The 26,247-nt window shown below is 65.5% G+C and carries 24 protein-coding genes; 14 read left to right on the forward strand and 10 right to left on the reverse strand.

Going from position 1 to position 26,247, the window contains the following annotated elements:
* Positions 1-40: 40 nt before the first annotated feature.
* The 3 genes from BVG12_RS24275 to BVG12_RS24285 are packed head-to-tail and all read right to left on the reverse strand — an operon-like array spanning position 41 to position 2,335.
* The gene (locus BVG12_RS24275) at positions 41-736 is read right to left on the reverse strand and encodes a 2OG-Fe(II) oxygenase (RefSeq protein WP_075794628.1); all 696 of its coding nucleotides are present in this window, start codon (positions 734-736) and stop codon (positions 41-43) included.
* Complete coding sequence (locus BVG12_RS24280; protein ID WP_075794629.1) at positions 733-1,770, reverse strand: rhomboid family intramembrane serine protease; 1,038 nt, start codon at positions 1,768-1,770, stop codon at positions 733-735. Before BVG12_RS24280 ends, BVG12_RS24275 begins: the two co-directional genes overlap by 4 nt.
* A 10-nt stretch (positions 1,771-1,780) precedes the next feature.
* Positions 1,781-2,335, reverse strand: coding sequence for a cob(I)yrinic acid a,c-diamide adenosyltransferase (locus BVG12_RS24285; protein WP_075794630.1), 555 nt, complete (start codon positions 2,333-2,335; stop codon positions 1,781-1,783).
* Positions 2,336-2,409: 74 nt separating this feature from the next.
* On the opposite strand from BVG12_RS24285, the gene BVG12_RS24290 reads away from it, so the two are divergent.
* From BVG12_RS24290 to BVG12_RS24320, 7 genes are all read left to right on the forward strand, one after another.
* Positions 2,410-3,891, forward strand: a complete 1,482-nt coding sequence (locus BVG12_RS24290; RefSeq protein ID WP_075794631.1) for an FAD-linked oxidase C-terminal domain-containing protein — start codon at positions 2,410-2,412, stop codon at positions 3,889-3,891.
* A gap of 2 nt (positions 3,892-3,893) precedes the next feature.
* Positions 3,894-4,955: a glycolate oxidase subunit GlcE gene (gene glcE / locus BVG12_RS24295; RefSeq protein WP_075794632.1), complete on the forward strand. Its 1,062-nt coding sequence runs from the start codon at positions 3,894-3,896 to the stop codon at positions 4,953-4,955.
* A gap of 6 nt (positions 4,956-4,961) precedes the next feature.
* Positions 4,962-6,200, forward strand: a complete 1,239-nt coding sequence (gene glcF, locus BVG12_RS24300; RefSeq protein ID WP_075794633.1) for a glycolate oxidase subunit GlcF — start codon at positions 4,962-4,964, stop codon at positions 6,198-6,200.
* Entirely contained in the window at positions 6,197-6,736 is a 540-nt protein-coding gene (locus BVG12_RS24305) for an NMCC_0638 family (lipo)protein (RefSeq protein ID WP_075794634.1), read from the forward strand. Before glcF ends, BVG12_RS24305 begins: the two co-directional genes overlap by 4 nt.
* Positions 6,737-6,795: 59 nt before the next feature.
* Complete coding sequence (locus BVG12_RS24310) at positions 6,796-7,110, forward strand: hypothetical protein (protein ID WP_229503701.1); 315 nt, start codon at positions 6,796-6,798, stop codon at positions 7,108-7,110.
* Between the two features lie 122 nt (positions 7,111-7,232).
* Positions 7,233-8,753: a family 43 glycosylhydrolase gene (locus tag BVG12_RS24315; protein WP_083685363.1), complete on the forward strand. Its 1,521-nt coding sequence runs from the start codon at positions 7,233-7,235 to the stop codon at positions 8,751-8,753.
* A 94-nt stretch (positions 8,754-8,847) separates the two neighbouring features.
* A complete protein-coding gene (locus tag BVG12_RS24320; protein WP_075794636.1) occupies positions 8,848-9,537 on the forward strand; it encodes a pentapeptide repeat-containing protein in 690 nt (229 codons plus the stop codon).
* Here the strand turns inward: BVG12_RS24320 and BVG12_RS24325 are convergent.
* The gene (locus BVG12_RS24325) at positions 9,534-10,436 is read right to left on the reverse strand and encodes an NmrA family NAD(P)-binding protein (RefSeq protein ID WP_075794637.1); all 903 of its coding nucleotides are present in this window, start codon (positions 10,434-10,436) and stop codon (positions 9,534-9,536) included. The two genes, BVG12_RS24320 and BVG12_RS24325, sit on opposite strands and share 4 nt — an antisense overlap.
* 61 nt (positions 10,437-10,497) lie before the next feature.
* Between BVG12_RS24325 and BVG12_RS24330 the strand changes: the two genes are divergently transcribed.
* Positions 10,498-11,439 (forward strand): LysR family transcriptional regulator, encoded by a 942-nt coding sequence (locus BVG12_RS24330; protein WP_229503702.1) that lies wholly within the window; start codon positions 10,498-10,500, stop codon positions 11,437-11,439.
* Here BVG12_RS24330 and BVG12_RS24335 read toward each other — a convergent pair.
* Entirely contained in the window at positions 11,436-12,323 is an 888-nt protein-coding gene (locus BVG12_RS24335) for an AraC family transcriptional regulator (RefSeq protein ID WP_075794639.1), read from the reverse strand. The two genes, BVG12_RS24330 and BVG12_RS24335, sit on opposite strands and share 4 nt — an antisense overlap.
* 100 nt (positions 12,324-12,423) lie before the next feature.
* Between BVG12_RS24335 and BVG12_RS24340 the strand changes: the two genes are divergently transcribed.
* Positions 12,424-13,332 (forward strand): DMT family transporter, encoded by a 909-nt coding sequence (locus tag BVG12_RS24340; RefSeq protein ID WP_075796535.1) that lies wholly within the window; start codon positions 12,424-12,426, stop codon positions 13,330-13,332.
* 316 nt (positions 13,333-13,648) lie between these two features.
* Positions 13,649-15,694 (forward strand): glycoside hydrolase family 97 protein, encoded by a 2,046-nt coding sequence (locus BVG12_RS24345; protein ID WP_229503703.1) that lies wholly within the window; start codon positions 13,649-13,651, stop codon positions 15,692-15,694.
* A 12-nt stretch (positions 15,695-15,706) separates the two neighbouring features.
* Here the strand turns inward: BVG12_RS24345 and BVG12_RS24350 are convergent, their stop codons facing one another.
* A complete protein-coding gene (locus BVG12_RS24350; RefSeq protein WP_075794640.1) occupies positions 15,707-16,189 on the reverse strand; it encodes a glutathione peroxidase in 483 nt (160 codons plus the stop codon).
* A 61-nt stretch (positions 16,190-16,250) separates the two neighbouring features.
* On the opposite strand from BVG12_RS24350, the gene BVG12_RS24355 reads away from it, so the two are divergent.
* Positions 16,251-16,691, forward strand: coding sequence for a hypothetical protein (locus BVG12_RS24355; RefSeq protein ID WP_075794641.1), 441 nt, complete (start codon positions 16,251-16,253; stop codon positions 16,689-16,691).
* A 462-nt stretch (positions 16,692-17,153) separates the two neighbouring features.
* On the opposite strand, the gene BVG12_RS24360 is transcribed toward BVG12_RS24355, so the two are convergent.
* The 3 genes from BVG12_RS24360 to BVG12_RS24370 form a co-directional block, all read right to left on the reverse strand.
* On the reverse strand, positions 17,154-20,039 hold the full coding sequence (locus tag BVG12_RS24360) for a TonB-dependent receptor (protein WP_075794642.1): 2,886 nt from the start codon (positions 20,037-20,039) through the stop codon (positions 17,154-17,156).
* A gap of 244 nt (positions 20,040-20,283) precedes the next feature.
* Positions 20,284-21,420 (reverse strand): PilT/PilU family type 4a pilus ATPase, encoded by a 1,137-nt coding sequence (locus BVG12_RS24365; protein ID WP_075794643.1) that lies wholly within the window; start codon positions 21,418-21,420, stop codon positions 20,284-20,286.
* 19 nt (positions 21,421-21,439) lie between these two features.
* A complete protein-coding gene (locus tag BVG12_RS24370; protein ID WP_075794644.1) occupies positions 21,440-22,483 on the reverse strand; it encodes a type IV pilus twitching motility protein PilT in 1,044 nt (347 codons plus the stop codon).
* 63 nt (positions 22,484-22,546) lie between these two features.
* On the opposite strand from BVG12_RS24370, the gene BVG12_RS24375 reads away from it, so the two are divergent.
* Both BVG12_RS24375 and proC read left to right on the forward strand, forming a co-directional pair.
* Positions 22,547-23,248 carry a YggS family pyridoxal phosphate-dependent enzyme gene (locus tag BVG12_RS24375; RefSeq protein ID WP_075794645.1) on the forward strand — a complete coding sequence of 234 codons (702 nt, stop codon included), beginning with the start codon at positions 22,547-22,549 and terminating at the stop codon, positions 23,246-23,248.
* Positions 23,249-23,288: 40 nt separating this feature from the next.
* Positions 23,289-24,107 carry a pyrroline-5-carboxylate reductase gene (gene proC / locus BVG12_RS24380; protein WP_075794646.1) on the forward strand — a complete coding sequence of 273 codons (819 nt, stop codon included), beginning with the start codon at positions 23,289-23,291 and terminating at the stop codon, positions 24,105-24,107.
* A gap of 3 nt (positions 24,108-24,110) precedes the next feature.
* Here the strand turns inward: proC and BVG12_RS24385 are convergent, their stop codons facing one another.
* Positions 24,111-25,124: a family 43 glycosylhydrolase gene (locus BVG12_RS24385; RefSeq protein ID WP_075794647.1), complete on the reverse strand. Its 1,014-nt coding sequence runs from the start codon at positions 25,122-25,124 to the stop codon at positions 24,111-24,113.
* Positions 25,125-25,337: 213 nt separating this feature from the next.
* Between BVG12_RS24385 and BVG12_RS24390 the strand changes: the two genes are divergently transcribed.
* On the forward strand, positions 25,338-26,219 hold the full coding sequence (locus tag BVG12_RS24390) for an alpha/beta hydrolase (protein ID WP_075794648.1): 882 nt from the start codon (positions 25,338-25,340) through the stop codon (positions 26,217-26,219).
* Positions 26,220-26,247: the final 28 nt, after the last annotated feature.

Below are 26,247 nucleotides of genomic sequence, written 5' to 3' on the forward strand. Positions count from 1 at the left end.
CTCAGGGAGCCCACCCTACGGCTGGCGCGTCGCGAGATGCCTACGAAAACAGCTCCTCGGCGCGGCGGTACAGGATCCACGACGTGGCCACGTATTTGTCGCCGCTCGCCGCCACATGGCCTCTATGGGTATGCGTAAAACCGGCAGGCGCGATGATCAGCCGGCCCTGGCGCGCCTCGACCTTGCGGCCCTGGTACAGGAATTCCGTCTCGCCGCCGTCCGCCACGTCGTTCAGGTAGAACTGGAACAGCAGCACGCGGTGCAGCGTGTCGCAGCTGGCGTTCTGCGGATAGATCTCGGAATGCCAGTGGTGGTAGCCGCCGCTGCCGCGCAGGTATTTCTGCAGATTGATCGCGCCGCAGCGGTACATCGCCTGGATCAGCGCGTCCAGGTGCGGGCGGCCGCATTCGTCGAAGTTGTCCAGCGCGAGCGCCACCGGCTGGCCCGTGGCGGGATGCGCCACCGTCGGCGCGAGGGCGCCCAGCAGCAGGGCGCGGTAGCGGTCCATGTACTGCGCCAGATGGCGCCGCACGGCCGTCGCCATGACGTTGCAGACGTCGTGCCATTCCTTGTGCTGGCTGATGGTGATGTCCCAGCTGTCCTTTTTAGACACGTCGACACCCGTGCCCGTGCGGCCCCGCGCGAGCTTGTCGCTGGCTTCGAAGCGCTGCAGAATGTGCGCGCATTCCTCGGGCGTGAGCGCGCCGTCGTAGATGCCGATGAAGTCGTCGTTCATGTCGTTCTTCCTTGCTGCGGCACGTGCAGCGAGCGCGCCAGCAGGTGCCCGGCCAGCCAGCCGCCGATGAGACCCCCGATATGCGCCGCGTTGTCCGTGTGGGGATACAAGAAGCCCGCCGCCAGGTTGAACACCAAAAACGGCAACAGCGAGCCGCGCAAGTCCTGCACGACGGTGGGCGGCACGCCGCTGTTCTCGCGCTGCATGAAGGCGAACAGGCCGCCCACGATGCCGAAGATCGCACCGGACGCGCCCACGCTGTTCACGTGCGGATTCCACATCACGCTGGCGACGCTGCCGCACACGCCCGCGATCATGTACAGCGCGATGAAGCGCATGCTGCCGAACAGGCGCTCGACGAGCTGCCCGACCTGCCATAGCGCGAGCATGTTGAACGCCAGGTGCAGGATGCTCCCGTGCAGGAACAGCGACGTGACGAGGCGCCACCACTCCCCGTTCAGTGTTCTGGGACCGACGTTCGAGCCCCAGTCGACCAGCTGCACCGAGCGCAGCAGCGCATCGTAATTCGAATTCCAGCCCCAGCCCAGCATCGATCCCATCGCGCCGCCGGGCAGGCTGCGGCGCACGAGCCACATGAGGAAGTAGATGCCGATGTTCAGGACCAGCAAGGTCCACAGCACGGGCGTGGACGGGCTCCAGTAATCGATGCGGTCGTGGAAGTCGTTGCGCTCCGCGTGGGCGATGGCGAAGGCCTCGGTGCGGCGCGCGGGCAGCAGCGCGGCGATCCGTTGCGCCGTCGCGGCGTCCGGCGCGGAAAAGCCGACGGCCTGGTTCTCGCGCACGCCGAGCACGTGGAAGTGCACGTCCTCGCCGTCCGTGTGGACGTTGACGATGTCGACCATGCGCAGCCGGTGTTCGGCGCGCACGGGGAAGCGGAACGAGCGGTGGCTGATGCCGCGCACGAGCACGAAGTCCGGCTCGATGGCGACCTGGCCCTTGCCCTGGAAGTGGAACGGATTTGCCGGCCAGTTGGCGCGGCCGGCGTGGAAGCGGACGTCGAAGGTTGCCGTCATCCGCGCTCCGTCAGGTGCGCTTGCGTTCGTGCTGCCACAGCACGTCGCTGCCGCCCGCATGGCGGTTCAGCACGCGCGCCAGCACGAACATCAGGTCCGACAGGCGATTCACGTACTGGCGCGGCTGCGCATTGATGGTCTCGAGCTTGGACAAGGTGACGATGGCGCGCTCGGCGCGGCGGCACACGGTGCGGCACACGTGCGCGAGCGACGCCGCGCGCGAGCCGGCCGGCAGGATGAATTCCTTCAGCATCGGCAGGTCGGCATTGTATTTGTCGAGCAGGGCGTCGAGGCGCGCCACTTGCTCGTCCTTGATCAACTGGTAGCCGGGGATGCACAGCTCGCCGCCCAGGTCGAACAGGTCGTGCTGGACCGTGACGAGTTCCTCGCGCAGGTCGCCCGGCATGTCTTCGCACAGCAGCAGGCCGACGAAGGAATTCAGCTCGTCGACGTCGCCCAGCGCCGCGATGCGCGCGCTGTCTTTACCGGTGCGGCTGCCGTCGCCGAGGCCGGTGCTGCCGTCGTCGCCCGTGCGGGTCGCGATCTTCGAAAGTCGATTGCCCATGCTTATATCCTGCCCACGAAAAAAGATAGGCGGAGCATACGCCAAATCCCGAAGATTGTGCTTACAATCGTTCCATGATTCCCTCGATTCCAGTCGATCCCGAGCGCAGGCAGCAGGTCGCCGCCGTCCTGCGCGCCGTGCTCCCGGCACGCGCCGTCCTCGCCGATCCCGAAGACACCCGTCCTTACGAATGCGATGGCCTGGCTGCCTATCGCCAGCTGCCGATGGTCGTGACCCTGCCCGACGACGAGGCGCAGGTGCTCGCCATCCTGAAGGTCTGCCGCGACCTGAACGTGCCCATCGTGCCGCGCGGCGCGGGCACGGGCCTGTCGGGCGGGGCGCAGCCGCTGGCGGACGGCGTCGTGATCTCGACCGCGCGCCTGAACCGCATCCTGCGCGTGGAACCGTATGCGCGCACGGCCGTCGCGCAGCCGGGCGTGCGCAATCTCGCGATCTCGGAAGCGGCGGCGCCGTTCAACCTGTACTACGCACCCGACCCGTCGTCGCAGATCGCCTGCACGATTGGCGGCAACGTGGCCGAGAACTCGGGCGGCGTGCACTGCCTGAAGTACGGCCTCACCGTGCACAACGTGCTGCGCGTGCGCGTCTGCACGATCGAAGGCGACGTCATCGAACTCGGCGGCGACGCCCTCGACGCGCCCGGCCTCGACCTGCTGGCCGTGTTCATCGGCTCGGAAGGCATGCTGGGCATCGTCACCGAAGTGACCGTCAAACTGGTACCGAAACCGGCGCAGGCGCAGGTGATCATGGCCTCGTTCGACGACGTGGCGACGGGCGGCAATGCCGTCGCCAGCGTGATCGCGGCCGGCATCATCCCGGCCGGCCTGGAGATGATGGACCGCACGTCGTCGCGCATGGTCGAACCGTTCGTGAAGGCGGGCTACGACCTCGACGCGGCCGCCATCCTGCTGTGCGAGGCGGACGGCACCGCGCTCGAAGTGGCGGAAGAAATCGCGCGCATGACGGAGGTGCTGCGCGAGGCCGGCGCCAGCGCGATCACGGTGTCGCAGAGCGAGGCCGAGCGCCTGCGCTTCTGGTCCGGCCGCAAGAACGCGTTCCCGGCCGCGGGCCGCATCTCGCCCGACTATTACTGCATGGACGGGACCATCCCGCGCAAGCAGCTCGCGCACGTGCTGGCGCGCATCGAAGAGATGGAGACGACGTTCGGCCTGCGCTGCGCGAACGTCTTTCACGCGGGCGACGGCAATATGCATCCGCTGATCCTGTTCGACGCCAACCAGCCGGGAGAACTCGATCGCGCCGAAGCCTTCGGCGCCGCCATCCTCGCGCTGTGCGTGGAAGTGGGCGGCACCATCACCGGCGAACACGGCGTGGGCGTGGAGAAGATCGATTCGATGTGCGTGCAGTTCGGCGCGAAAGAGCTCGACGCGTTCTTCACGGTGAAACGCGCCTTCGATCCGGGCCTGCTCCTCAATCCGAACAAGGCCATCCCGACCTTGAACCGCTGCGCGGAACTGGGCCGCATGCGCGTGACCGGCGGCGTGCTGCCGTTTGCCAACCTGCCGCGCTTTTGATCATGCAGAACATCGTCGAACTTTTTCAGGAACGCGTCCGCGAGGGTGTCCACAACAAGCGCCCCTTGCGCATCCGCGGCGGCGGCACCAAGGACTGGTACGGGCAGCGCCTCGACGGCGACGTCCTCGACACGCGCGAGTATGCGGGCATCGTCGACTACGAGCCGACGGAACTCGTGATCACGGCGCGTTGCGGCACGCCGCTGGCGGACATCGAAGCGGCGCTGGCCGAGCGGGGGCAGATGCTCGCGTTCGAGCCGCCGCATTTCGGTTCTCGAGCGACGTTGGGCGGCGCCATCGCGGCGGGCCTGTCCGGACCGCGCCGCGCGAACAGCGGCGCCGTGCGCGACTTCGTCCTCGGCTGCACGCTCCTGGACGGCAAGGGCGATGTGCTGCGCTTCGGCGGCCAGGTGATGAAGAACGTGGCGGGCTACGACGTCTCGCGCCTGCTGGCCGGCTCGCTCGGCACGCTGGGTCTGTTGCTGGACGTGTCGGTGAAAGTGCTGCCGCGCGCGCCGCGCGAAGCGACGCTCGTGTTCGACGGCGTGGCGGAAGTCGAGGCGCTCCGCAACCTGAACGAATGGGCCGGCCAGCCGCTGCCCGTCTCCGCCAGCTGCTGGCACGACGGCGTGCTGGCGCTGCGGCTGTCCGGCGCCAATGCTGCGGTCGATGCGGCCATCCGCTCGCTCGGCGGCGATGTGATGCCCGACTGTTCCCGCTTCTGGGCCGACCTGCGCGAACAGCGCCACGGGTTTTTTGAAGGCGACATGCCGCTATTGCGGTTGTCCGTGCCGTCGACCGTCGGCGCCATCGTGCTGGGCAGAGCGCAGCTGATCGAGTGGGGCGGGGCGCAGCGCTGGCTGCGCGCGCCGGGCGATGCGGCCACGGCCGAACGCATCCGCGCCACGGTGCGCGCGGCGGGCGGCCACGCGACGTTGTTCCGCGGCGGCGACAAAAGCGTCGGCGTGTTCCAGCCGCTGGCGCCCGCCGTCGCGCGTATCCACGAACGCCTGAAGACCGGGTTCGATCCCGCGGGCATCTTCAACCCCGGCCGGATGTATTGAGAGACCATGCAAACGAACCTCGCCGATTTCATCAAGGGCACGCCCGAGGGCATCGAGGCCGACGCGATCCTGCGCGCCTGCGTGCACTGCGGTTTCTGCACCGCCACGTGCCCGACCTATCAGCTGCTGGGCGATGAGCTGGATGGCCCGCGCGGCCGCATCTACCTGATCAAGCAGGTGCTGGAAGGCGAGACGCCCACGCGCAAGACCCAGCTGCACCTGGACCGCTGCCTCACCTGCCGCAACTGCGAAACGACGTGTCCGTCCGGCGTGAAGTACGGCCGTCTCGTCGACATCGGCCGCAAGGTGGTCGAAGCGCGCGTGCCGCGTCCGTTCGCGGACCGGATGAAACGCACGACGTTGAAGGAATTCCTGCCGCGATCGAACCTGTTCAAGCCCGCGTTCAAGGCGGGGCAGATGGTGCGGCCGCTGCTGTCGACCGCGTTGCAGGACAAGCTGCAGCCCGCGCGCGCGCCCGGCCGCTGGCCCGCGCGCGAGCACGCGCGCAAGATGCTCGTGCTGGGCGGATGCGTGCAGAGCGCCATGGCGCCGAACATCAACGCGGCGACGGCGCGCGTGCTCGATGCGCTGGGCATCCAGCTGATCGAAGCGCCGCGCGCCGGCTGCTGCGGCGCCGTGCGCTTCCACATGAACGACCAGGACGGCGGGCTCGACGACATGCGCCGCAACGTCGACGCGTGGTGGCCGTATGTCGAGAGCGGCCAGGTCGAGGCCATCGTGATGACGGCGTCCGGCTGCGGCGTGACCGTGAAGGATTACGGCCACCTGCTCGCGCACGACGACGCGTACGCTTTGAGGGCGGCGCGCATCGCGGCGCTGACGAAGGATTTGTCGGAAGTGATGTGCGATTTCGAAGGGGAGATCGCCGGTCTGCTGTCGGGCCGCATCCGCGAGCACGTCGCGTTCCACCCGCCTTGCACCTTGCAGCACGGCCAGCAGATCCGCGGCAAGGTCGAGGGCGTGCTGCGCGCGGCCGGCGTCGACGTCGTGCTGTGCGCGGAAAGCCATCTGTGCTGCGGTTCGGCCGGCACCTATTCCGTGCTGCATCCCGAGATCGCGCACCAGCTGCGCGACCGCAAGCTGGCCAATCTGGAAGCGACGGGCGCGCAAGAATACGTGTCCGCCAACATCGGCTGCATCTCGCATCTGCAGTCGGGGACGACCGTGCCCGTGACGCACTGGATCGAGCTCGTCGACCGCGCGCTGGCGGGCGTGCCTGCATGAGGCGCCGCATCGCCGCCGCCGTCATCGCGCTGGCGAGCGTTCCGGCCCATGCCGCCGGCCCGGATGACGACGGCGTCGGCTTCATGGGCATGTATGTCAGCCTGTGCATGAAGCATTTCGCTGACCTCGGTGCGTTCCACGCGAAGCTCCTGCACGACCAGGTGCCGAAACTGGCGCCGGACGGCGCCAAGCTCTTCACGGGCAAGGTCGACGGCGATGCGTGGCCCGTGCCGTACAAGGGGCAGATGGGGAATTTCGTGCTGGCGATCGGCGCGAACAACAATGCGTGCATGGTGCACGCGCGGCGCACGAACGCGGCCGAGGCGGAGCGGCGTTTCATCGCGATGGTGAAGGATGCGCCGAAAGGGCTCGTCGCGCGACGCGGCAAGCCGGCCGTCGACGGCAAGACGCGTACCGTCGTCTACACGTGGGCCAAGCCCGGCGCGCGCCGCAAGATCCAGTTCACGCTGAGCACGACGGCGTCGCCCAAGGCCCCGCTGCAGGCCGTCGGCACGGTTGCCACGGTGGCCGACTGAAAAAGCCGGCGTGCCGTGGTAGCATCGGCGCCCTGTTTCAAAGATCGATGGAGTGGATCGTGAGTTTCGTGTTTCGGCTGATATCCAAGGACGAGGATGCGGCGCCGTCCGTCGCCTTCCAGGACAGCATCAGTCCCGGCTATGTGCCGCTGTGGGAAGAGGTCGGCGTGTACGACGCCCTGTACAACAGCGACGGCCGCGAGGCGCGCGACATCTCGCGCGCGATCGCGTATGGCATCGATCGCATCGCCGACGACGAATCGCTGGGCCGCCTGCTGCCGCCGGCCTGCCGGCTGGACGAAGCGCTGCGCTTCCTGGAGAACGTGCACCGCGGCTGCACGATCCACGCGTCGGCGCGCGTCGAGACGCGCTGACCGGTGCCCGATATCGCGACATCGCGATATCGAATCGAGTATTGGGCGCGACATAAATACGATTGGTGCGCTCCGTTGCCGATGAGTAGACTGCATTCGCAGTACACCTCAGCGGAGCCTCCATGAAACGTCTACTTTCCTGTCTCGCCATGCTGGCCGGCCTGGCCTGTATGGCTTTTTCGGCGCACGCGGCCATCACCATCAACACGAGCGTCCAGTACAAGATCAAGAACGTCAACAGCGGTCTGGTGCTGGGCATCGATGGCGCCAGCCAGGCCGCGGGTTCGAAAGTGGTCCAGTGGACCGACAACGGCACGACCGATCACCTGTGGCACTTCATGCCGATGGGGAACGGACAGTACAACATCGAGAACATGCTGACGCACCAGGTGCTGGGCGTGAGCAATGCCTCCACCGCCGACGGCGCGCAAATCGTGCAATGGTCCGATAACGGCACGTCCGATCACCTGTGGACCGTCACCCAGGCGGCGGACGGCAACTTCCTGATCCAGAACGTCAACAGCGGCAAGTACCTGGAAGTGTACATGGCGAGTACGTCGACCATGGCCACCATCGACCAGTGGGGGCTGACCAACTGTACCTGCCAGGAGTGGCAGCTGGTGAATACGCAGGTGAGTCCTTATCCCGCACCGCGCGCCGTCGCCGGCAACGGCATCTATGTGCATGACCCGTTCATGCTGCGCGACGCCAGCGGCAAATACTGGTTGTACGGTTCGCACCAGACGGTCGCCACGTCGCCCGACGGTACCAACTTCACGATGTACACGAGCTGCACCAGCGCGCAAATGGGCGGCTATGCGCCGAACTGCCCGTCGATCGGCCCGGACTTCAGTTCCTGGGACGGCCTGCAGACGCCGAAGGGCTGGAACAATGGCGCCAACACCGACGTCTGGGCGCCCAGCCTGCTGGTCTCGAACGGCACCTACTACCAGTACTATTCGATTCCCTATCTGCCCAGCACCGGGGCGGAGGCCGTCATCGGCGTGGCCACCAGTTCGTCGCCGGCGGGTCCGTGGACCGACAAGGGCTTCGTCACCAGGTCGTGGACGAGCACGACCACCCAGCCGGCGTCCGGCTTCTGGGCAACCAGCGACAACGCCATCGACCCCGCGCCGTTCAAGGACGCCAGCGGCAACTGGTGGATGGCCTGGGGCTCGTGGAGCGACGGCACCCATCTGATGCAACTGGACCCTGCCACCGGCCTGCAATCGAAGACGAATACCACCGTGACCACGCTGGCGCAACGCGGCAATCCGTCGGCGGGCGAGGAGGGGCCGTTCATCTACTACTACAACGGCTACTACTATTACTTCGCGCCGATCAATGCCTGCTGCAACGGCACCAGCAGCACCTACCGCACCATCGTGGGCCGTTCGGCCAGCGTGACCGGGCCCTACGTGGACCGTGGCGGCGTCGCGCTCACGGCCGGCGGCGGCACCATCCTGCTCAGCACCCACGGCAACATCATCGGCCCGGGCGGCGGCAGCGTGTTCACCGATGCCGGCAACAACAACGCGCCGACCTATGTGTACCACTACTACGACGGCAACAACGGCGGCCGCGCCACGCTGGGCATCAATACGCTCGGCTTCACGTCGGACGGCTGGCCTTACGTCAAGTAAGGCGATGCGGCGGGCGTAGACAACCCCTTCAAACGGGGCTGCGCCCGGCCGCGCGGGCGTGTATGCTGCGCTCTTCCGATCTCATTGCCGTATCATGTCCCGAGCCACCATCACCTTGCGCGGCGAATCCGCCGACCGCGCACGCATCGAAGCACTGCTGACGGACGACACGCTGCTGGTCCTCGAAGATTGCGACCTGACCGGCGCCGATCTGTCGCGCCTGAACCTGCAGGATTGCGTGTTGACCCGCTGCGCGCTGGCCGACGTGTCGTTCTATGCCGCCAACCTGGCGCGCACGCGCTGGCAGCGCTGCCGCGGCGGCCATGCCGATTTCGAATCGGCCGACCTGGTCGACGCGCGCTTCGAGGCCTGTGACCTGAACAACGCGGGCTGGCGCCGCGCCAAGCTGGCGTCCGTCGCGTTCCGCAGCTGCAAGCTGACGGGCGCGCGCTTCGAGGACGTGAGCCAGCTGGGGCTGTCGTTCGAAGATTGTCTGCTCGTCGGCGCCGACCTGCGCCGCATGTCGTTCCGCAAGGCGGCGTTGCGCGGTCTGGATTTCGCGGATGCCGACCTGTCCGGCTGCGACTTCCGCGACGCCGTGTTCGAAGAAGGCTGCAGCCTGCGCGATGCGCACATCAAGGACACCCGCTTCGATGCGGCCGACTTGCGCGAGGCCGATCTGGGCGGATTGAAGCTCTCGAATGCGAAGCAGTTCGCCGGCGCCACCATCTCCACGCGCCAGGCGGCGGAACTGGTGCGGGCGCTGGGGTTGAATGTGGCCTAGCAGCGCCGGCGCCGCGCCAGTGCGCCGATGACGCGTTCCAGCGGCGTCGTTCCCGTCCATGCGGCTGCGCAGGGATCGCTCTTAATGTCGATATGCGAGCCATTGAGACCGCGGGTCATGTCGGTGAAACCGGCCAGCGCGGCCTTCGAGAACCGGGCATCGGCCAGCGCGGCGGGCCACGTTGCTTCCGGCAGCACCGCCACGTCGACCACCTTCCCGAGCGTGGCCGCGACGATGGCGGCGACATCGTCCGGGGCGTAGTCCTCGGGTCCCGCGAGCGTGACGATGCGGCTCTCCGTCGTATCTTCCTGCAGCAATGCGGCCGCGGCGCTGCCGACATCCTGCATGGCCACCATCGGGATACGACGCGCCGACGGCGCCAGGAACGTCGGCAGGGCGCCGCTGCGCACGGCCTGTCCGACCATCGGGGCCCAGTTTTCCATGAAATAGGCCGCGCGCAGGAAGGTGGCGGGAACACCCGCTTCTCCCAGGCGCTGCTCGAACATGCGGTTCATGTCTATCCATCCCGCTCCGGTCTCGCGGTCGGCGCCCACCGAGGACAGGGCGACGAGCCTGGGCACGCGCGCCGCAACCGCCGCGTGCGCCGTGGTTGCGGCAATCAGGCCGGCCCGCTCGAACAGGTCGTCGAGGTTGTACTGTTGGGGGTTGACGACATAGGCGCCCTGGACCCGGCTGAGCGCCAAGGTCATCGAGGCCAGGTCCGTCAGGTCGGCTACCGCGATCTCTGCACCGCGTTCGGCCCACGGGCGGCCCTTGGCCGGGTCGCGCACGACGACGCGTACCCGGTGACCGGCGCGCAAAAGGGCATCGGCCGCAGCGGCGCCGGTGCGGCCGGTTACGCCGAACACGGCGTACGGGACGGCGGAGGAAGCAGTCATCGAAAATCTCCTGTTAAGTTGAACCGGAAGAGTGCATGATTGCTCGACATGCAACAATGGCATGAAAGTCATAGTGAAAATGCGCCAAGTGGATTTGTCTTCGGTCGACCTCAACCTGTTGAAACTGTTCGACGCGCTCGTCCGGGAGCGCAGCGTCACCCGGGCGGGCTTGCACCTGGGCTTGAGCCAGCCGGCCGCCAGCCGCGCGCTGGCGCGGCTGCGCACGATGCTGGGCGATCGCCTGGTCGTCCGTGGCAAGCTCGGGCTGGAACTGACGCCGCGCGGCGACGTGCTGGCGGGCCGGGTGGCCAGGTTGCTGGACGATGCCCGCGGTATCGTGGCGCCTGCCGTCTTCGATCCTGCTTCCGCGACGGGACGGATCACGATCGCCGCGCACGATCATCTGAGCCTGGTGGTCCTGGCCGGCCTGGTCGCCCGCTTCGAGCAATACGCGCCTGCACTCGGTCTCCATATCGCACAACCGGCCGGGGACAATGTGCGGCTCGTCGAGCATGGGACTGTCGATCTGGCGCTGGGCATGTTCGAGGACCTGCCGGGGAGCCTCTACCGACGCGGCTTGTACACCGACCACTTCGTGTGCGTGGTGCGGGCCGGCCATCCCGGCGTGGCGGGCGGGCTCAGTCTGGAACGTTATGTGAGCCTGCGCCACGTTACCGTGACCATATCGGGCCTGGGAGAGAGTGCGGTCGACGTCGCCCTCGCGGCACGGGGACTCGCCCGCCGCGTCGCGCTGCGCGTTCCGCACTTTATCGCCGGCGCGATGCTGGTGGCGGACAGCGACATGATCCTCACGCTGCCGAGCCGCCTGGCGCGCCGGCTCGCGGACAAGCTCCCGATCGTGCTCCTGGATGTGCCGCTGCCCGTTGCGCCCTTGGCGCCCGCCATGATCTGGCACGAGCGCTTCCACGGCGACCCTGCCCATGTCTGGGTCCGGCAACAGCTTGTCGATATCGTCGCGGCGTTCGATCCGGCCGGAGTCTAACCCGCCGTGGCCTGCCGATAGCGCCGCGGCGAGGTGCCCAGCGCAGCGCGGAAGCGATGTCCCAGGTGCGACAGGTCGGCATAGCCGCACAGATCGGCGATCTGCTGCAACGGCAGGGCAGTGCTCTTCAACAGCGTGCAGGCCAGGTCGACGCGGCGCTGGGCGATCCAGGCCGACGGCGGCATGCCGAACGATACGCGGAACATGCGCGCAAGATGGAATTCCGACAGGCAGGCCAGTTGCGCCAGCATGCCCAGCGTGATGGGCCGCGCCAGGTTCGCGTCGATGTACTCGGCCAGCCGGCGGCGCATCACGGGCGCCAGGCCGCCCTTGCGCCGCGGCTCACGCCGCAGGACGCCTTGCGAGCGCAGCAGCTCGCTCAGTGTGTCGTGGGTGATCTCGTTGGCGCGCAGCAGATTGTCGGCGCCTTCCCACGGCATGCCGACCAGCGACTGGCACAGCCGCAGCAAGCCGGGGTTTTCGAAATAGGTGCGGTCGGCCAGGGTGATCTCGCGCGGTTCGCGGTCCAGTTCCACCACCGCCCGGCGCGTGAAATGCGCCGGCATGAAGTAGACGTGCAGCAGGCGCAAGTGGTCGCGCACCACCCATTCCGATTCATGATCGTCCGGCAGCGTGCACAGACGCTGCGGCGCCCCATACTGCCTGGGCGCGCCGCTGCGCTCGGTGCGGTAGCCGCCCCCCAGGTAGCAGGAGAGGGTATGGTGGCCGGGCCGGGCGTAGACCGTCAGCGCTTCGTCGGTTTCGCGCTGCCAGATCGCCGCCGCCATGCCGTCGCCCAGCCAGACGAATCGCTCGAGCGTGGCGTCGGTGCCGCACATGGTGTCGAACACGGCGTGCGAGATGGGAGCGGGACGGGAGTGCATGCGAAAAGTCTAGCATGCGTCCGTGACGTGGTCCGGCCGGGCAGAGAAAGTGCGCAAGATCAGACAAGTCGGCGCCGGCGCCTGCGCCGACCATGGCGGCATGAATACCTTTCTTTACCTGCTCACCGTCGTCATCTGGGGCACGACCTGGATCGCGATCAAATTCCAGCTCGGCGTCGTCGCGGCCCCGGTGTCGATCGCCTACCGTTTCTGGATCGCGGCCGCCGTGCTGTTCCTGTTCCTGCTCGGCACGCGCCGGCCGGTGTGGCCGCCGCGTCAGGCATGGCGCTACCTGCTGGCCCAAGGCGTCGCTCTGTTCTGTTGTAACTTCCTGTGCTTCTATTACGCGAGCCAGTGGGTCCCCAGCGGCTTGGTCGCCGTGGTGTTTTCGACCGCGCCGATCTGGAACGCGATCAACCTACGCCTGTTCATGCAACGTCCGATACGGCGCCAGGTGCTGATCGGCTCCTTGCTCGGCCTGTCGGGCATCGGGCTGTTGTTCCTGCCGCAGATGCAGGGTCACTGGCGCGACCAGGGCATGCTGCTGGGGCTGGCCCTGGCGCTGTTGGGCACCGTGTGTTTTTCGACGGGTAACCTGCTGTCGACCCGGATGCAGGCGCTCGGGCTGACCCCGCTGCTGACCAACACCTGGGCCATGCTGATCGGCTCGACCATCGTCGGCGGCGGTGCGCTGTTGCTGGGCATGCCGTTCACGATCGACGACAGTCCGCGCTACCTGGGCGCGCTGTTCTACCTTGCCGTCCCCGGTTCCGTGATTGCTTTCACGGCGTACCTGGTGCTGGTCGGGCGCATCGGACCCGACCGCGCGGCGTACTCGACGGTGCTGTTTCCCGTCGTGGCGTTGAGCGTGTCGACCGTGCTCGAGGGCTATCAGTGGACGTTGCCGGCGGTTGGCGGCGTTGCGCTGGTCCTCGGCGGCAACCTGCTCGCGTTCATGAAGCCCGCTGGGCGAGCGGGGCATCCGCGCGTCGCAGCATGCCCTAAATGAGCCTGGGCAAACCTGGCCATGACGTCGAACGCTTCTTTGATTCCAGCAACATCGCCAATATCGCTTTTCTTTGCGTCGTGCTCATACTCGCGGCCTTGATGATCAATTGTCGTTTTTGACTTTACGAAGGTAGGATCAAGCGGATTCACCGGTCAAGAGGCCTGCCTGATTTTGTCAGCCGCACTGCCGGATTTCGCAATTGCAGGGTTCGTAGCGGGGCGTCCGGACATCGCACCGACAGGATAGGTGTGTAGTAATATTACATCTCCTCAATCTTGCCGGATTGCCGCGGCGGCGTCTGGCCTCACGGAGTGTAATGATGCGTGTCCGTCTCCTCGCGCTGGCCGCGATGTTTACGAGCTACATGGCGGCACCCGCCATCTGGGCGCAAACCGTCGTGGCCGCGGCAAGCTCGCCCGGCGGCGTGCTCACCGTCGACGTCCAGCTCGACGGCATGGGCAAGCTGGCCTATGACATCAAGCGCAAGGGCAAGGACATCATCGCGCCTTCGCGCCTCGGCTTCAACCTGGCCAACGCGCCCAAGCTGGACGGCGGTTTTACCTTGAAGGACAAGCGCGTCAGCGACCATGACGACACGTGGGAACAGCCGTGGGGCGAGCGCCGCTACGTGCGCAACCACTACCGCGAGCTGCGTGTCGACGTCGAGCAGAAGAACCGCGCGAACCGCCGCCTGGCCATCGTCTTCCGCATCTACGACGACGGCGTCGGCTTCCGCTACGAATTCCCCGACCAGCCGGCGCTGCGCGACGTCGCCATTACGGACGAGCTGACGGAATTTGCCGTCGCGCAGCCGGCGACGGCGTGGTGGATCCCGGCCGGCGAATTGTCCGGCCTCGAACAGATCATCGAGAAGGTGCCGCTCAAGGAAATCGGCACGGCCAACACGCCGCTCACGCTCCGCCTCGATGACGGTACGCACATCGCCTTCCACGAAGCCGCGCTGGTCGACTACGCGACGATGTGGATCCGCAAGGTCGAGGGCCAGAAGCTGCGCGCGCAGCTGGCGCCGTCGGCGCTTGGCGCAGCCGTCGTGCGCCACGGCGCGTTCGCGACGCCATGGCGCACGCTGCGCATCGCGGACGATGCGGCGGGCTTGTACATGTCGGACCTGGAACTGAACCTGAACGAGCCGAATAAACTCGGCGACGTATCGTGGGTGCACCCGTCGAAATTCGTCGGCGTGTGGTGGGAGATGCACCTCAACAAAGGGACGTGGAACGCGGGGCCCAAGCATGCCGCCAACACGGCGAACGTCAAGCGCTACATCGACTTCGCCGCCGCGAACGGCTTCCGCGGTGTGCTGGTGGAGGGCTGGAACCGCGGCTGGGAAAGCGATTGGGGCCACGGCGGCGCCGACTTCAGTTTTACGCAGCCTTACCCCGACTTCGACTTTCCCGCGCTGGCGGCATACGCGAAAGAGAAGGGCGTCCGCCTGATCGGCCACCACGAGACGGGCGGCAACGTCGCTGCCTACGAGAAGCAGATGGATGCGGCGTACAAGCTGGATGCGAAGCTGGGCGTGGACAGCATCAAGTCGGGCTATGTGCACGAAGCGGGCACGATGCAGTTCGCGGGCCCGGACGGCAAGGTCCATTACGGGAACTACGATTCGCAGGAAGGCGTGCGCCATTTCGTCAAGGCCGTCATGGAGGCCGCGCGCTACCGCATCGCCATCGACACGCACGAACCCGTGAAGGACACGGGCCTGCGCCGCACGTATCCGAACTGGCTCGCGCGCGAGGGTGCGCGCGGCGTCGAATACAACGCGTGGGGCGAGCCGCCGAATGCCGCCGACCACGAAGCGAAACTCGTGTTCACGCGCATGTTGAGCGGCCCGATGGATTACACGCCGGGCGTGTTAAGCCTCGTCGGCGCGGGCGGCAAGACGTTCAATTCGACGCAGGCCAAGCAGCTCGCCAACTACGTCGTGATCTATTCGCCGATCGCGATGGCGGCCGATCTGCCGGAGAACTACGCCAAGTATCCGGCCGCCTTCAAATTCATCCGCGACGTGCCGACCGACTGGGCCGACACGCGCGTGCTGAACGGCGCCGTCGGCGAGTACGCGACCATCGCACGCAAGGACCGTCATTCGGACGCATGGTATGTCGGCGCCGTCACGGACGGCACGGCGCGCACGGTGGCCGTGCCGCTGGCCTTCCTGGATCAGGGCAGGCAGTACGTGGCCGAGATCTACCGCGATGGCGAGCAGGCCGATTACCGCAACGCGCACCGGTTCGATCTCGTCACCGAGACGAAGACCGTGACGGCGACGGATGCGATCAATGTGCGGCTGGCGCCGGGTGGCGGGCTGGCGGTGCGGATCGTGCCGCAGCGCTGAGCGACGGCAGTCTTACTGCTGCAGCGCCTTCTCGATGTCGCCGGCGATGTCTTCCGGCTTGGTCTGCGGCGCATACCGATGCAGCACGCTGCCGTCGCGGCCGACGAGGAATTTGGTGAAGTTCCACTTGATGCCTTCCGTCCCCAGCACGCCGGGTGCCGCTTGTTTCAGGTGCTTGAACAACGGGTGCGCGGCGTCGCCGTTGACGTCGACCTTCGCGAACATGGGGAAATGCACGCCGTAGTTCTTTTCGCAGAACGCGCCGATCTCCGCTTCGTTGCCCGGTTCCTGGCTGCCGAACTGGTTGCAGGGGAAGCCCAGCACTTCCAGGCCGCGCGGGTGCAGTTCGCGGTACAGGGTCTCGAGGCCTTGGTATTGCGGCGTGAAGCCGCATTTGCTGGCGGTGTTGACGATGAGGAGGACCTTGCCGCGGTACCGGGCCAGGTCGACCGGTTTGCCGTCGAGGGAAGTGGCCTGGAAGTCGAACACGTTCATCGGAGTCTCCTGTAATCTGGCGTTAATTCGAGTGCAACAGTGTACGGCAAAGGAGGGCAGCATGCAGACCACCGTGAACATTCCCCTGGCCGTCGGCGCGCTGCTCAGCGCCGTCGCGGCGCTGCTCCACCTGGGCATCATCGCCGGCGGTCCCGCGTGGTACCGCTTCTTCGGCGCCGGCGAGCGCCTCGCGCGGGCGGCGGCGCAGGGGCGGTCGTATCCGGCCATCGTCACGCTGGGCATCGCCGCCGTGCTGTTCACCTGGTCGGCGTATGCGCTGGCGGGGGCGGGCATCGTCACGGGACTGCCGTTCCCGAAGGCGGCGCTGGTGGGCATCACGGCCGTGTATCTCGTGCGCGGGGTCGCGTTCGCGCCGCTGGTACTCGCCAGGGGCGGCAGGGTGACGCCGTTCGTCGTGTGGAGTTCGGTGATCTGCTTTGCGTACGGGGTGGTGCACCTCGTCGGCCTCGTGCAGCAGTGGGCCGTCTTGCCGCGCGCATGAAAAAACGCCCTGCGCGAGGCAGGGCGTAAAAAGCTCGCATGGACTGGCGCAGCGAGCTGAGAGACACTCGGAGGCAGCGGCTGCCCGCGGGTATCGTGGAGAGCCGGTCAGTGCTTCCAGTTCAGCGACAGGCCGGTGGTGCGGTCGTGGCGGCGGGTGTCGCGCAGGTAGAGGTTCTGGTCGTTCCAGTAGTCCACGTACTTGTAATTCAGCAGGTTCGTGCCGGTCAGGGTGATCGACAGGTCCGGGTGATCTTGTCGCTGAGCGAACCGTCCAATGTCTACGTGTAGTCGGCTTCCACGCCGAAGCCGCCCAGGAAGCCCGGCAGCTTGTCGGAGAACTGGCGGCACGTGAACGCCAGGCACTGCAGGTGGCCTTTGTCCGTGTTGAACGGTCGGGCGTTGCGGGTATGAACCGAGCAACGCCCTGTCCGGCTAGCGGGGCCTTCCTGAGCGCCGGGGCTTACATCTTCCAGCGGATGGCAGCCGAGACCGAGCGTCCGATCTGGAGCGTACCGAAATTGCTCACTTGCGCGTTACCCGCGTTGCCGAAGTGGTAGTACTGCTGCTGCACTTCGTTGGTCAGGTTGACACCGCTGATATCGATCGACATGTTGTCGTTGACCTTGTACGAGACCTGCATGTCCACGCTCTTTTCCGGATGACGCCAGATACCGATCGGATTGGCGAACAAGGCGGCTTCGTTGGCGGCCAGGAAGCCGGAGCGCCAGACATAGGACAAGCGCGCACTGACCGGGCCCTTTTCGTACGCCAGGGTGGCGTTGTAGGAGCTGTTGGACACGCCGAAGAACGGTGTCTCGAGCTGGGAGACGATGACGCCGGCATCATTGGCGTCAGGCACGTTCTGCGACGAGTGGAGTCGCGTATAGCTGCCCTGGAATCCCAGACCGTCCAGCAGGCCCGGCAGCCCTTTCGGGAAGTAGATCAGGCCGAGCTCGGCGCCACTGATCTTGCCGTTGGAGGCGTTGGTCGGCGAATTGATGACGTAGTCGTAGCCGTTCGTATGGTCGCCGCCCGAGGTCGAGTTGCGGAACGGGTCGTTCGCCGGATCGACGTGCACCCTGTGCCGCAAGTCCACGACCAGGCCGTCGATCTTGCGATTGAACAGCGTGCCGTAGATTGCGCTGTCCTTCTGGAAATACCACTCAGCCGTCAGGTCGAGGTTCTTGGCGCGCGTCGGTTTCAGGTCCGGATTGCCGCCGCTGCCCGAGCCATAACCCACCTTCGACACGTCGTCACCGAGTTGCAGGATAGGATTCAGGGCACCGAAGCCCGGGCGGCGCAGCGTTTCACCATAGTTGAAGCGCAGCACGACGTCCTTGGATGGGTCGTAAATCAGGGTCATGCTGGGCAGCAACTTGTTGGTCGACTTGCTGGCACCGGACGGCGTGACCGCCTTGGTGGTGGCATCCACCTTGTAGAAGGTCATGTCGGTCTTGACCTTGACGTAGCGCACGCCGAAATTGCCGCGCAGGCTATGGCCGAACAGTTCGTTCTGGGTATTCCCCATCAGGAAGAGGTTGGTCGTCTTTTCATCGACCTCGAACGTCTTCTGCAGGCTCAGTTTGTCCGTCGTCTGGAAGTTCGCATCGGCCGAGTGATAGAGCGTACGCCAGTCGTCGATATGGTCGCGGATGTAGTAGGCATTGGGCTCGACCCATGACCGCGGAACGTCCGAGATGGCCGTGCCGAAGTTCGCGTTGGTCGAGGCATACTCCGGACCCAGCGAGGCGAGGTTGCGGTTCAAGGTGGCCGATTGCGTCCGGTTGGCCTCGGACGCTTTGCGGTCGTCGAAGCGCACGCCGAAGTGGATCGTCTGCAGCGCACCCCAGTCGGCATCGAAGACGCCCGCCAGACTGGCCGTCGCGGCGCTGCCCTTGTTGCGGTTGGCGTTATCGTAGAACTGCGCAACATTCCACTTGGCCGGGTTGGCCAGGTCGGCATCGTTGTTGAAATGGAACGCCGTGTTGTTGTTGCCGTCATTGAAGGCGACGTTGATGGACGGTGCAACGCGATCGATCCGGGTGGCCGTGAATTCCGAGTGATAGGTGCTGGTCTGGTACGACAGGTCACCGTCCAGCTTCAGGCGGTCGCCAACGTTCCACTTGCCGTTCAGGGCATACACGTAGGAATCGGTTGCCGACGTGGTGTAGTCGCCGCTGTTGAAGCCATAGACGTTATTGACGGTACGGCTCTTGATGACGTTCGTTCCCGGGAACGTCGTGATCGACCCGGCAGGATTGCTGCCGAGATCCCCCCACCAGTCGACGAAGCTGAACAGCAACCGGTTGAAGGACTTGTCACGATAACCGTTGTACATCGATTCGAAGGTGTAGACCGAATCGCTGTTCGGTTTCCACTGCAAGGCGATATTGGCGGCAGGACGTTCACGCTCCCCGTGGACGTCGCTCTGGAAAACGGCGTCGCGCGCCAGGTAATAAGGATACGCTTTGCCGTTGAAATTCAGGGTCGAACCCGCTGCCATCGGCAGGCCGGTATGGGTACCAGGCGTCCAGATATTGTTGTCGAAGACGCGCTGCAAGGGCGTGTAACCTGCGGGATCCTCGGCGGCATTCGGGCTGACGAACGGCACCATGGCACCCGGCGTCACGCTTTCATTGCGGTATTTCGTCTTGGTATCCGACAGATTGACCAGGGCACCGAATTCGCCGGCGCCGGTTTCCCAGCGGTTGCTCAACATGCCGCTGAGCTGCGGGTTCGCCTTTTTCGCGGGATCGAGATAGGTTTCACGCGCCGACAGCGACACTTTCGAACCCTTGAAATCGAACGGCCGCAGCGACTTGACGTCGACCTGGCCTGCAATGCCGGTTTCCAGCTGGCTGGCGTCGCGCGTCTTGTAGACGTCGATCTGGCGCACCAGGGTCGAGGGAATGTCCTGGAGCGCGACCTGCGTGCCCGATGCGGTAAAAATAGTGCGGCCGTTCCAGGTGGTCTGGACGTCGGGCAGGCCACGGATGGACAAGGTGCCGACTTCGCCGCCGGCGCGGTTGGTGACCTGGATGCCCGTCACGCGCTGCAGCGCCTCGACGACATTGTTATCGGGCAGCTTGCCGATGTCATCGGCAACGATCGATTCCACGACCTGGTCGTTGGTGCGCTTGATCGCGAGGCTCTTGATCAGCGATGCCCTGACGCCCGTGACGACCACGGTCGCGGTGTCGGTCGGCTCCGTCGTTTCGGCGGCCGCTTGCGCCCACACCGAGGCGCTGCTGAGCAGGCCGGCGCCGGTCAGGGCGAGCACGCACAATTTGAGCTGGAGCGGGGGTTGGGCCGTGTTCCGGCGGCCCTTGGAGGTGTAAAACGACATATTGTCTCCTGAGAAAGTTATGGTTATGTCGAGCATTGATTTGATCTTATTGATGAGAGCCCAGAACAATCCAATGACTTTTTGCCGGAGTTTGATATCGATTTCAGTATGAAAAGCGCTAACATTTTTGACGCTCGTAGGTACAAGCGTCACTATGCTTATTGGAATTGCTCAATAAATGTTAGGGAATTTGTTGTCTAACAACGACGGACGTGGCAAGCCGTTGCCGACTTGCCGCCCCGAATCAGACGAGACCGAGCGTTTCGGTCCCCGCCGAGAAGTCGCGGTTCTTCGCGTTCTTGCTGTTGAGCTTGATATTCAGGCGCAGATCGTTCACGGAATCCGCGTTGCGCAGCGCGTCCTCGTAGGTGATCTTGTCGGCCTCGTACAGGTCGAACAGGGCCTGGTCGAAGGTCTGCATGCCCAGCTCGCGCGACTTCTTCATGATCTCCTTGATCTCGTGGACTTCGCCCTTGAAGATCAGGTCCGAGATCAGCGGCGAATTCAGCAGGATCTCCATCGCGACCACGCGGCCCTTCGCTTCCTTCTTCGGGATGAGGCGCTGCGAGATCAGGCCCTTCAGGTTCAGCGACAAGTCCATCAGCAGCTGCTGGCGGCGCTCTTCCGGGAAGAAGTTGATGATGCGGTCCAGCGCCTGGTTCGAGCTGTTCGCGTGCAAGGTGGCCAGGCACAAGTGGCCCGTCTCGGCGAACGCGATCGCGTGTTCCATCGTCTCGCGGTCGCGGATTTCTCCGATCTGGATCACGTCCGGCGCCTGGCGCAGGGAGTTCTTCAGCGCCGCCTCGAAGCTGTCCGTGTCGACGCCGACCTCGCGCTGCGTGATCACGCAGTTCCTGTGCGGGTGGACGAATTCGACGGGGTCCTCGATCGTGATGATGTGGCCGTGGCTGTTCTCGTTGCGGTAGCCGACCATCGTCGCGAGCGTCGTCGATTTGCCGGAGCCCGTGGCGCCGACCATGATCACGAGGCCGCGCTTGGTCATGATCACGTCCTTCAGCACGTCCGGCAGGTCGAGGTCTTCGAACTTCGGGATCGTCGTCGTGATCACGCGCAGCACCATGCCCACGGCGCCCATCTGCATGAAGGCGGAGACGCGGAAGCGTCCCAGGTCGCCCGGGCTGATGGCGAAGTTGGCTTCCTTCGTCAGTTCGAAGCCGGCGGCCTGCTTGTCGTTCATGATGGCGCGCGCCAGGTCGGCCGTGTGCGACGCGCTCAAGGCCTGGCTGGACACGGGCGTCATGCGGCCGTCGATCTTCATCGCCGGCGGAAAGCCTGACGTGATGAACAGGTCGGAGCCGCCCTTGCTGACCATCAGGCGCAGCAGGTCGAACATGAATTTGGTGGCCTGGTCGCGTTCCATCGTCGTGGTCTTTATTCAGTTAGCCGGGGAAGTTTTCGGGGATCTTGGCGGCGAAGCGTGCGGCCGAGGACGAGATCACGTTGCGGCGCACGAGGTCCGTCAGGTTCTGGTCCAGCGTCTGCATGCCGACGTTGGAGCCGGTCTGGATCGCGGAATACATCTGCGCGATCTTCGCTTCGCGGATCAGGTTGCGGATGGCCGGCGTGCCGATCATGATCTCGTGCGCGGCCACGCGGCCCGACCCGTCCTTCGTTTTCAGCAGCGTCTGCGAGATCACGGCCTGCAGCGATTCCGACAGCATCGCGCGCACCATCTCCTTTTCTTCGGCCGGGAACACGTCGACGATACGGTCGATGGTTTTCGCGGCCGACGAGGTGTGCAGCGTGCCGAACACGAGGTGGCCCGTCTCGGCGGCGGACAGCGCGAGGCGGATCGTCTCCAGGTCGCGCAGCTCGCCGACGAGGATCGCGTCCGGGTCTTCGCGCAGCGCCGAGCGCAGCGCGTTGTTGAACGACAGCGTGTGCGGGCCCACTTCGCGCTGGTTGATCAGGCACTTCTTCGATTCGTGCACGAACTCGATCGGGTCCTCGATCGTCAGAATGTGGCCGTACTCGTTTTCGTTCAGGTGGTTGATCATCGCGGCGAGCGTGGTCGACTTGCCGGAGCCGGTCGGACCCGTCACGAGCACGAGGCCGCGCGGTTTCATCGCCAGGTCGGCGAAGATCTTCGGCGCGTTCAGCTCTTCCAGCGACAGGATCTTGGACGGAATCGTCCGCATCACGGCGGCGGCGCCGCGTTCCTGGTTGTACGCGTTGACGCGGAAGCGCGCGAGGCCGGGGATCGCGAACGAGAAGTCGCACTCCAGCATCTCTTCGTACTGCTTGCGCTGGCCGTCGTTCATGATGTCATAGATCATGCCGTGCACGTCCTTGTGCTCCAGCGGCGGCAGGTTGATGCGGCGTACGTCGCCATGCACGCGGATCATCGGCGGCAGGCCGGCCGACAGGTGCAGGTCGGAGGCTTTGTTCTTGACCGAGAAAGCGAGCAGCTCAGAGATGTCCATTTATAATCCTTGGGCTTTTGAAGCACCCGTGTAACCGAAAAATATTTCCTGTAGAAAACCATTATGTCCACAATCGCAGCCAACTTGCAAGCTGTCGAAGCGACAATCCAGGCCGCTTGCGAGGCCGCACACCGGCCCCGATCCACGGTCCAGTTGCTGGCCGTTTCGAAGACGTTTCCCGCGGAAGCCGTGCTGGAAGCGATCGACGCCGGCCAGCGCGCGTTCGGCGAAAACTATGTGCAGGAAGGCGTCGAGAAGATCGCCGCTGTGGCAAAAGCGCGACCCGGCATGACGCTGGAATGGCATTTCATCGGCCCGATCCAGAGCAACAAGACACGCCCGATCGCGACGAGCTTCCAGTGGGTGCACACGGTCGAACGTTTGAAAATCGCGCAGCGCCTGTCCGAGCAGCGCCCGCCTGAACTGGGGCCGCTCGACATCTGCCTGCAAGTGAACATCAGCGGCGAAGCCACCAAAAGTGGCGCGAAGCCGGAGGAGCTGCTCGACCTGGCCAAGGCCGTCGTCCAGCTGCCGAACCTGCGCCTGCGCGGGCTGATGGCGATCCCGGAAGCGCAGGCCGATCCGGCCCTGCAGCGCGTCCCGTTCGCGCGCCTGCGCGCGCTCGCGCAGGACATCGCCCGCGCCGGCATCCACCTCGACACGCTGTCGATGGGCATGTCCGGCGACCTGCAATCGGCCGTGCTGGAAGGCGCGACCATCGTACGCATCGGCAGCGCGATTTTCGGCGCGCGTCACTACGAATAGACAAGCGTGCGCAGCGCGCACGCAAAATCCAAAGGACACCATGAAGATCAGTTTCATCGGCGGCGGCAACATGGCCACCGCCCTCATCGCCGGCCTGGCCGGCAAGGTCGCACACCCTGCGGACATCCACGTCGTCGACCCGAACGCCGACGCGCTGGCCCGCCTGCAAGGCACGTATGGCGTGACGACGTCGCCCGACATCGGCGCGGCCGTCGCCGCCAGCGACGTCATCGTGCTCGCCGTGAAGCCGCAGCAGATGCGCGACGTCGCCGTCCATTTGCAATCGCAATTGGCGAACAAGCCGCTGCTGCTGTCGATCGCGGCCGGCATCCGCGGCGCGGACCTGTCGCGCTGGCTCGGCGGTTACGGCGCCATCGTGCGCACGATGCCGAACACGCCCGCATTGATCGGGCAGGGCATCACGGGCATGGTGGCGATGGCCGGCGTCAGCGCCGCGCAGAAGGACGCCGCCGACAGCATCATGCGCGCCGTCGGCCAGACCGTGTGGCTGGACGAGGAAAGCCTGATCGATCCGGTGACGGCGGTATCGGGCAGCGGCCCGGCCTACGTGTTCTACTTCCTGGAAGCGATGCAGCAGGCGGCCACGGAGATGGGCCTGTCGGCGGAGCAGGGCAAGGCGCTCGCGCTCGCGACGTTCACCGGCGCGGCCCAGCTGGCGGCGCAATCCGACGAACCCGTCGACGTGCTGCGCCAGCGCGTGACGTCGAAGGGCGGCACCACGCATGCCGCCATCACGAGCATGGAAGCGGCGGGCGTCAAGCAGGCCATCGTCGCGGCGATGAAGGCGGCGGCCGCGCGCGGGCGCGAGCTGGGCGAGGAGATGGGCAAGGACGCCTGAGCGCTAGGGCGATGGCGCCTTCAGCCGGAACGCGACATCCCTGTCGCGATCGACCTCGAGCCAGCCGTCCTTGAACACCAGCTCCGCAACCTGGATGACCGTGCGCTGGTTCCAGCGCGGGTCCGTGGCCGCTTCCGCCTCGTTCGCCTGGTGGACGAAGTAGTAGATGAACGCGCGGTCGCCATCGACGACGACGTCCGCATGCTGCCCCTTGGCCCGGTCGGTTGCGTGGCGGCCCGGTTCGCCGAGGATGTAGCCTTCCTGCTCCGTCCAGCGGGTCGCATCGTCGGAGCGCAGCACCATCAGGCCTTTCCACACGTCGACGACCATCCAGTAATACCCCTTGAAGCGGAACACCTTCGGTCCCTCGCCCTTGGTCGGATTGACCGGCTGGTCGCTGACCTTCTTCCACGTGCGCAGATCCCGGCTGTCGGCGGCCAGGATCCGGCTGCCGGCGCGCTCGTCCTTGTACCACATGCGGTAGCCCTGTCCGATCTTGACGACGGTCGGGTCGATCATGCGGCCGGTGTCCAGCTTGACGGTGCTCTCGCAGTCCCATTTGGACAGGTCGGTGCTGGTCAGGTGCTCGATGCGGCCATCCGCCCCGGGAACGCCCCACCGGTGGAAGATGCCCGGCACGACCGTGAGCCACATGTGATAGACGCCGTTTTCGTACAAGATCTCGGGCGCCCACGACGTCACGTCCGTACACGCCTTGGGAAAATCGGCCGTGCCCTGGTAGCGCCAGTGCACGCCGTCCGGCGACGCGGCAATGCCGATGGCCGTGCCGTGTACCCATGCGACGTCGTTCGGATCGGGCAGCTTCATCGTCGCCCGGCGATTGGTATAGAACATCTTCCACAGTTGGGCGGCGCGGTCGTACACGATGGACACATCCGCCGCGCCGTCGAACACGGGGGCGCGGAACAAAGGCTTGGGCGCGATGTCGGCGGCGCATGCCCAGCTCGACAGGGCCAGCGGTACCGCAATGGCCAGGGTGGCGAGAAAAGACTTCATACGGTCTCCAGGTAGGGTGTGTTTTTCATGGGATTCCTGGCTTGTCGATGGCTGGGAATCAGGGCCGGACGTTAGCAGAATAGTTTGTTCGGCGATAATACCAATTTATAAGATATCGATAACAAAAATAATATCGCGAGAGACATGTACATACCCAAGACGTCGAGATAGCGCTATCATCCGGTGAACCCTATAACAACAAAGGAGACATCGATGAAAAAGCTGTTGGCAGTCTGCGCCGTGGCGCTGACCATGAGCATCCCCGCCCGGGCGCAGCAACCCGCCGGGGAACGCCACTTCGTCCTGGAGAACACGCAGATCATCCCCGTGCAGTCCCAGTCGACGGGTAGAAAGCACGAACTGGTGGTCGTGCTGCCGTCCGGCTACGCGGCGCATCCGGAAAAGCGCTATCCGGTGCTGTACTTCCTCGACGCCTATTGGGATACGCCCCTGCTCACCGCCACCTACGGCAACCTGATTTACGATAACCAGGTCCCCGAATTCATCATGGTCGGCCTGTCGTATCCGGCAGGCAGCAACTATGACGTCGAACGCCGCCGCGATTACACGATCACGGCGACCGATGCCGATTCCGGCAAGGCCGATGCCTTCCTCGGCTTCATCACGAAAGAAGTCGCGCCGCTGATCGAGAGCCGCTTTCGCGCCGAGAAGACCGACCGCGTGATCTCCGGCAGTTCGCTGGGCGGCCTGTTCGCCATCGCGGCCGCGTACAAGGCGCCGGGCTTCTTCGCCGGCCATATCGCGATCAGTCCCGCAGCCGGCTGGGACCATGGCGCGTTGTTCAAGGTCGATGCGGCACATGCCCGCGACCACAAGGCGCTTGCCGCGCGCATGTTCGTCTCGCACGGCAGCATCGAGTATCCCGCGTTCCAGCAACCCATCGTCGCGTTCCAGAAGCAGCTGGCCGGCCGCCACTATCAAGGCCTCGCGCTGCAGACGTGGACGATGGAAGGCCTCGACCACACCGGCGTGAAAGGCGACGGCTATGTGCGCGGCCTGATGTGGGTGTGGCAGCCGAAGAAGCCGGCCGGGCCGAGCGGGCTGACGAAGGCGATGCAGCAGCAGGGCGAGTAAGGCCGGTTTTTTCGACGATGTGCGAAAA

Origin of the sequence: Massilia putida, assembly GCF_001941825.1 — a bacterium.
GTDB lineage: Bacteria > Pseudomonadota > Gammaproteobacteria > Burkholderiales > Burkholderiaceae_D > Telluria > Telluria putida.

Coding starts and splice junctions, on each gene's coding strand:
- BVG12_RS24385 (WP_075794647.1), bottom strand. CDS start 25,124: ATGAAGTCTTTTCTCGCCACCCTGGCCATTGCGGTACCGCTGGCCCTG.
- proC (WP_075794646.1), top strand. CDS start 23,289: ATGAAGATCAGTTTCATCGGCGGCGGCAACATGGCCACCGCCCTCATC.
- glcF (WP_075794633.1), top strand. CDS start 4,962: ATGCAAACGAACCTCGCCGATTTCATCAAGGGCACGCCCGAGGGCATC.
- BVG12_RS24305 (WP_075794634.1), top strand. CDS start 6,197: ATGAGGCGCCGCATCGCCGCCGCCGTCATCGCGCTGGCGAGCGTTCCG.
- BVG12_RS24290 (WP_075794631.1), top strand. CDS start 2,410: ATGATTCCCTCGATTCCAGTCGATCCCGAGCGCAGGCAGCAGGTCGCC.
- BVG12_RS24350 (WP_075794640.1), bottom strand. CDS start 16,189: ATGAACGTGTTCGACTTCCAGGCCACTTCCCTCGACGGCAAACCGGTC.
- BVG12_RS24325 (WP_075794637.1), bottom strand. CDS start 10,436: ATGACTGCTTCCTCCGCCGTCCCGTACGCCGTGTTCGGCGTAACCGGC.
- BVG12_RS24375 (WP_075794645.1), top strand. CDS start 22,547: ATGTCCACAATCGCAGCCAACTTGCAAGCTGTCGAAGCGACAATCCAG.
- BVG12_RS24335 (WP_075794639.1), bottom strand. CDS start 12,323: ATGCACTCCCGTCCCGCTCCCATCTCGCACGCCGTGTTCGACACCATG.
- BVG12_RS24285 (WP_075794630.1), bottom strand. CDS start 2,335: ATGGGCAATCGACTTTCGAAGATCGCGACCCGCACGGGCGACGACGGC.
- BVG12_RS24345 (WP_229503703.1), top strand. CDS start 13,649: ATGATGCGTGTCCGTCTCCTCGCGCTGGCCGCGATGTTTACGAGCTAC.
- BVG12_RS24360 (WP_075794642.1), bottom strand. CDS start 20,039: ATGTCGTTTTACACCTCCAAGGGCCGCCGGAACACGGCCCAACCCCCG.
- BVG12_RS24280 (WP_075794629.1), bottom strand. CDS start 1,770: ATGACGGCAACCTTCGACGTCCGCTTCCACGCCGGCCGCGCCAACTGG.
- BVG12_RS24340 (WP_075796535.1), top strand. CDS start 12,424: ATGAATACCTTTCTTTACCTGCTCACCGTCGTCATCTGGGGCACGACC.
- BVG12_RS24275 (WP_075794628.1), bottom strand. CDS start 736: ATGAACGACGACTTCATCGGCATCTACGACGGCGCGCTCACGCCCGAG.
- BVG12_RS24370 (WP_075794644.1), bottom strand. CDS start 22,483: ATGGACATCTCTGAGCTGCTCGCTTTCTCGGTCAAGAACAAAGCCTCC.
- BVG12_RS24320 (WP_075794636.1), top strand. CDS start 8,848: ATGTCCCGAGCCACCATCACCTTGCGCGGCGAATCCGCCGACCGCGCA.
- BVG12_RS24355 (WP_075794641.1), top strand. CDS start 16,251: ATGCAGACCACCGTGAACATTCCCCTGGCCGTCGGCGCGCTGCTCAGC.
- glcE (WP_075794632.1), top strand. CDS start 3,894: ATGCAGAACATCGTCGAACTTTTTCAGGAACGCGTCCGCGAGGGTGTC.
- BVG12_RS24365 (WP_075794643.1), bottom strand. CDS start 21,420: ATGGAACGCGACCAGGCCACCAAATTCATGTTCGACCTGCTGCGCCTG.
- BVG12_RS24315 (WP_083685363.1), top strand. CDS start 7,233: ATGAAACGTCTACTTTCCTGTCTCGCCATGCTGGCCGGCCTGGCCTGT.
- BVG12_RS24330 (WP_229503702.1), top strand. CDS start 10,498: ATGAAAGTCATAGTGAAAATGCGCCAAGTGGATTTGTCTTCGGTCGAC.
- BVG12_RS24390 (WP_075794648.1), top strand. CDS start 25,338: ATGAAAAAGCTGTTGGCAGTCTGCGCCGTGGCGCTGACCATGAGCATC.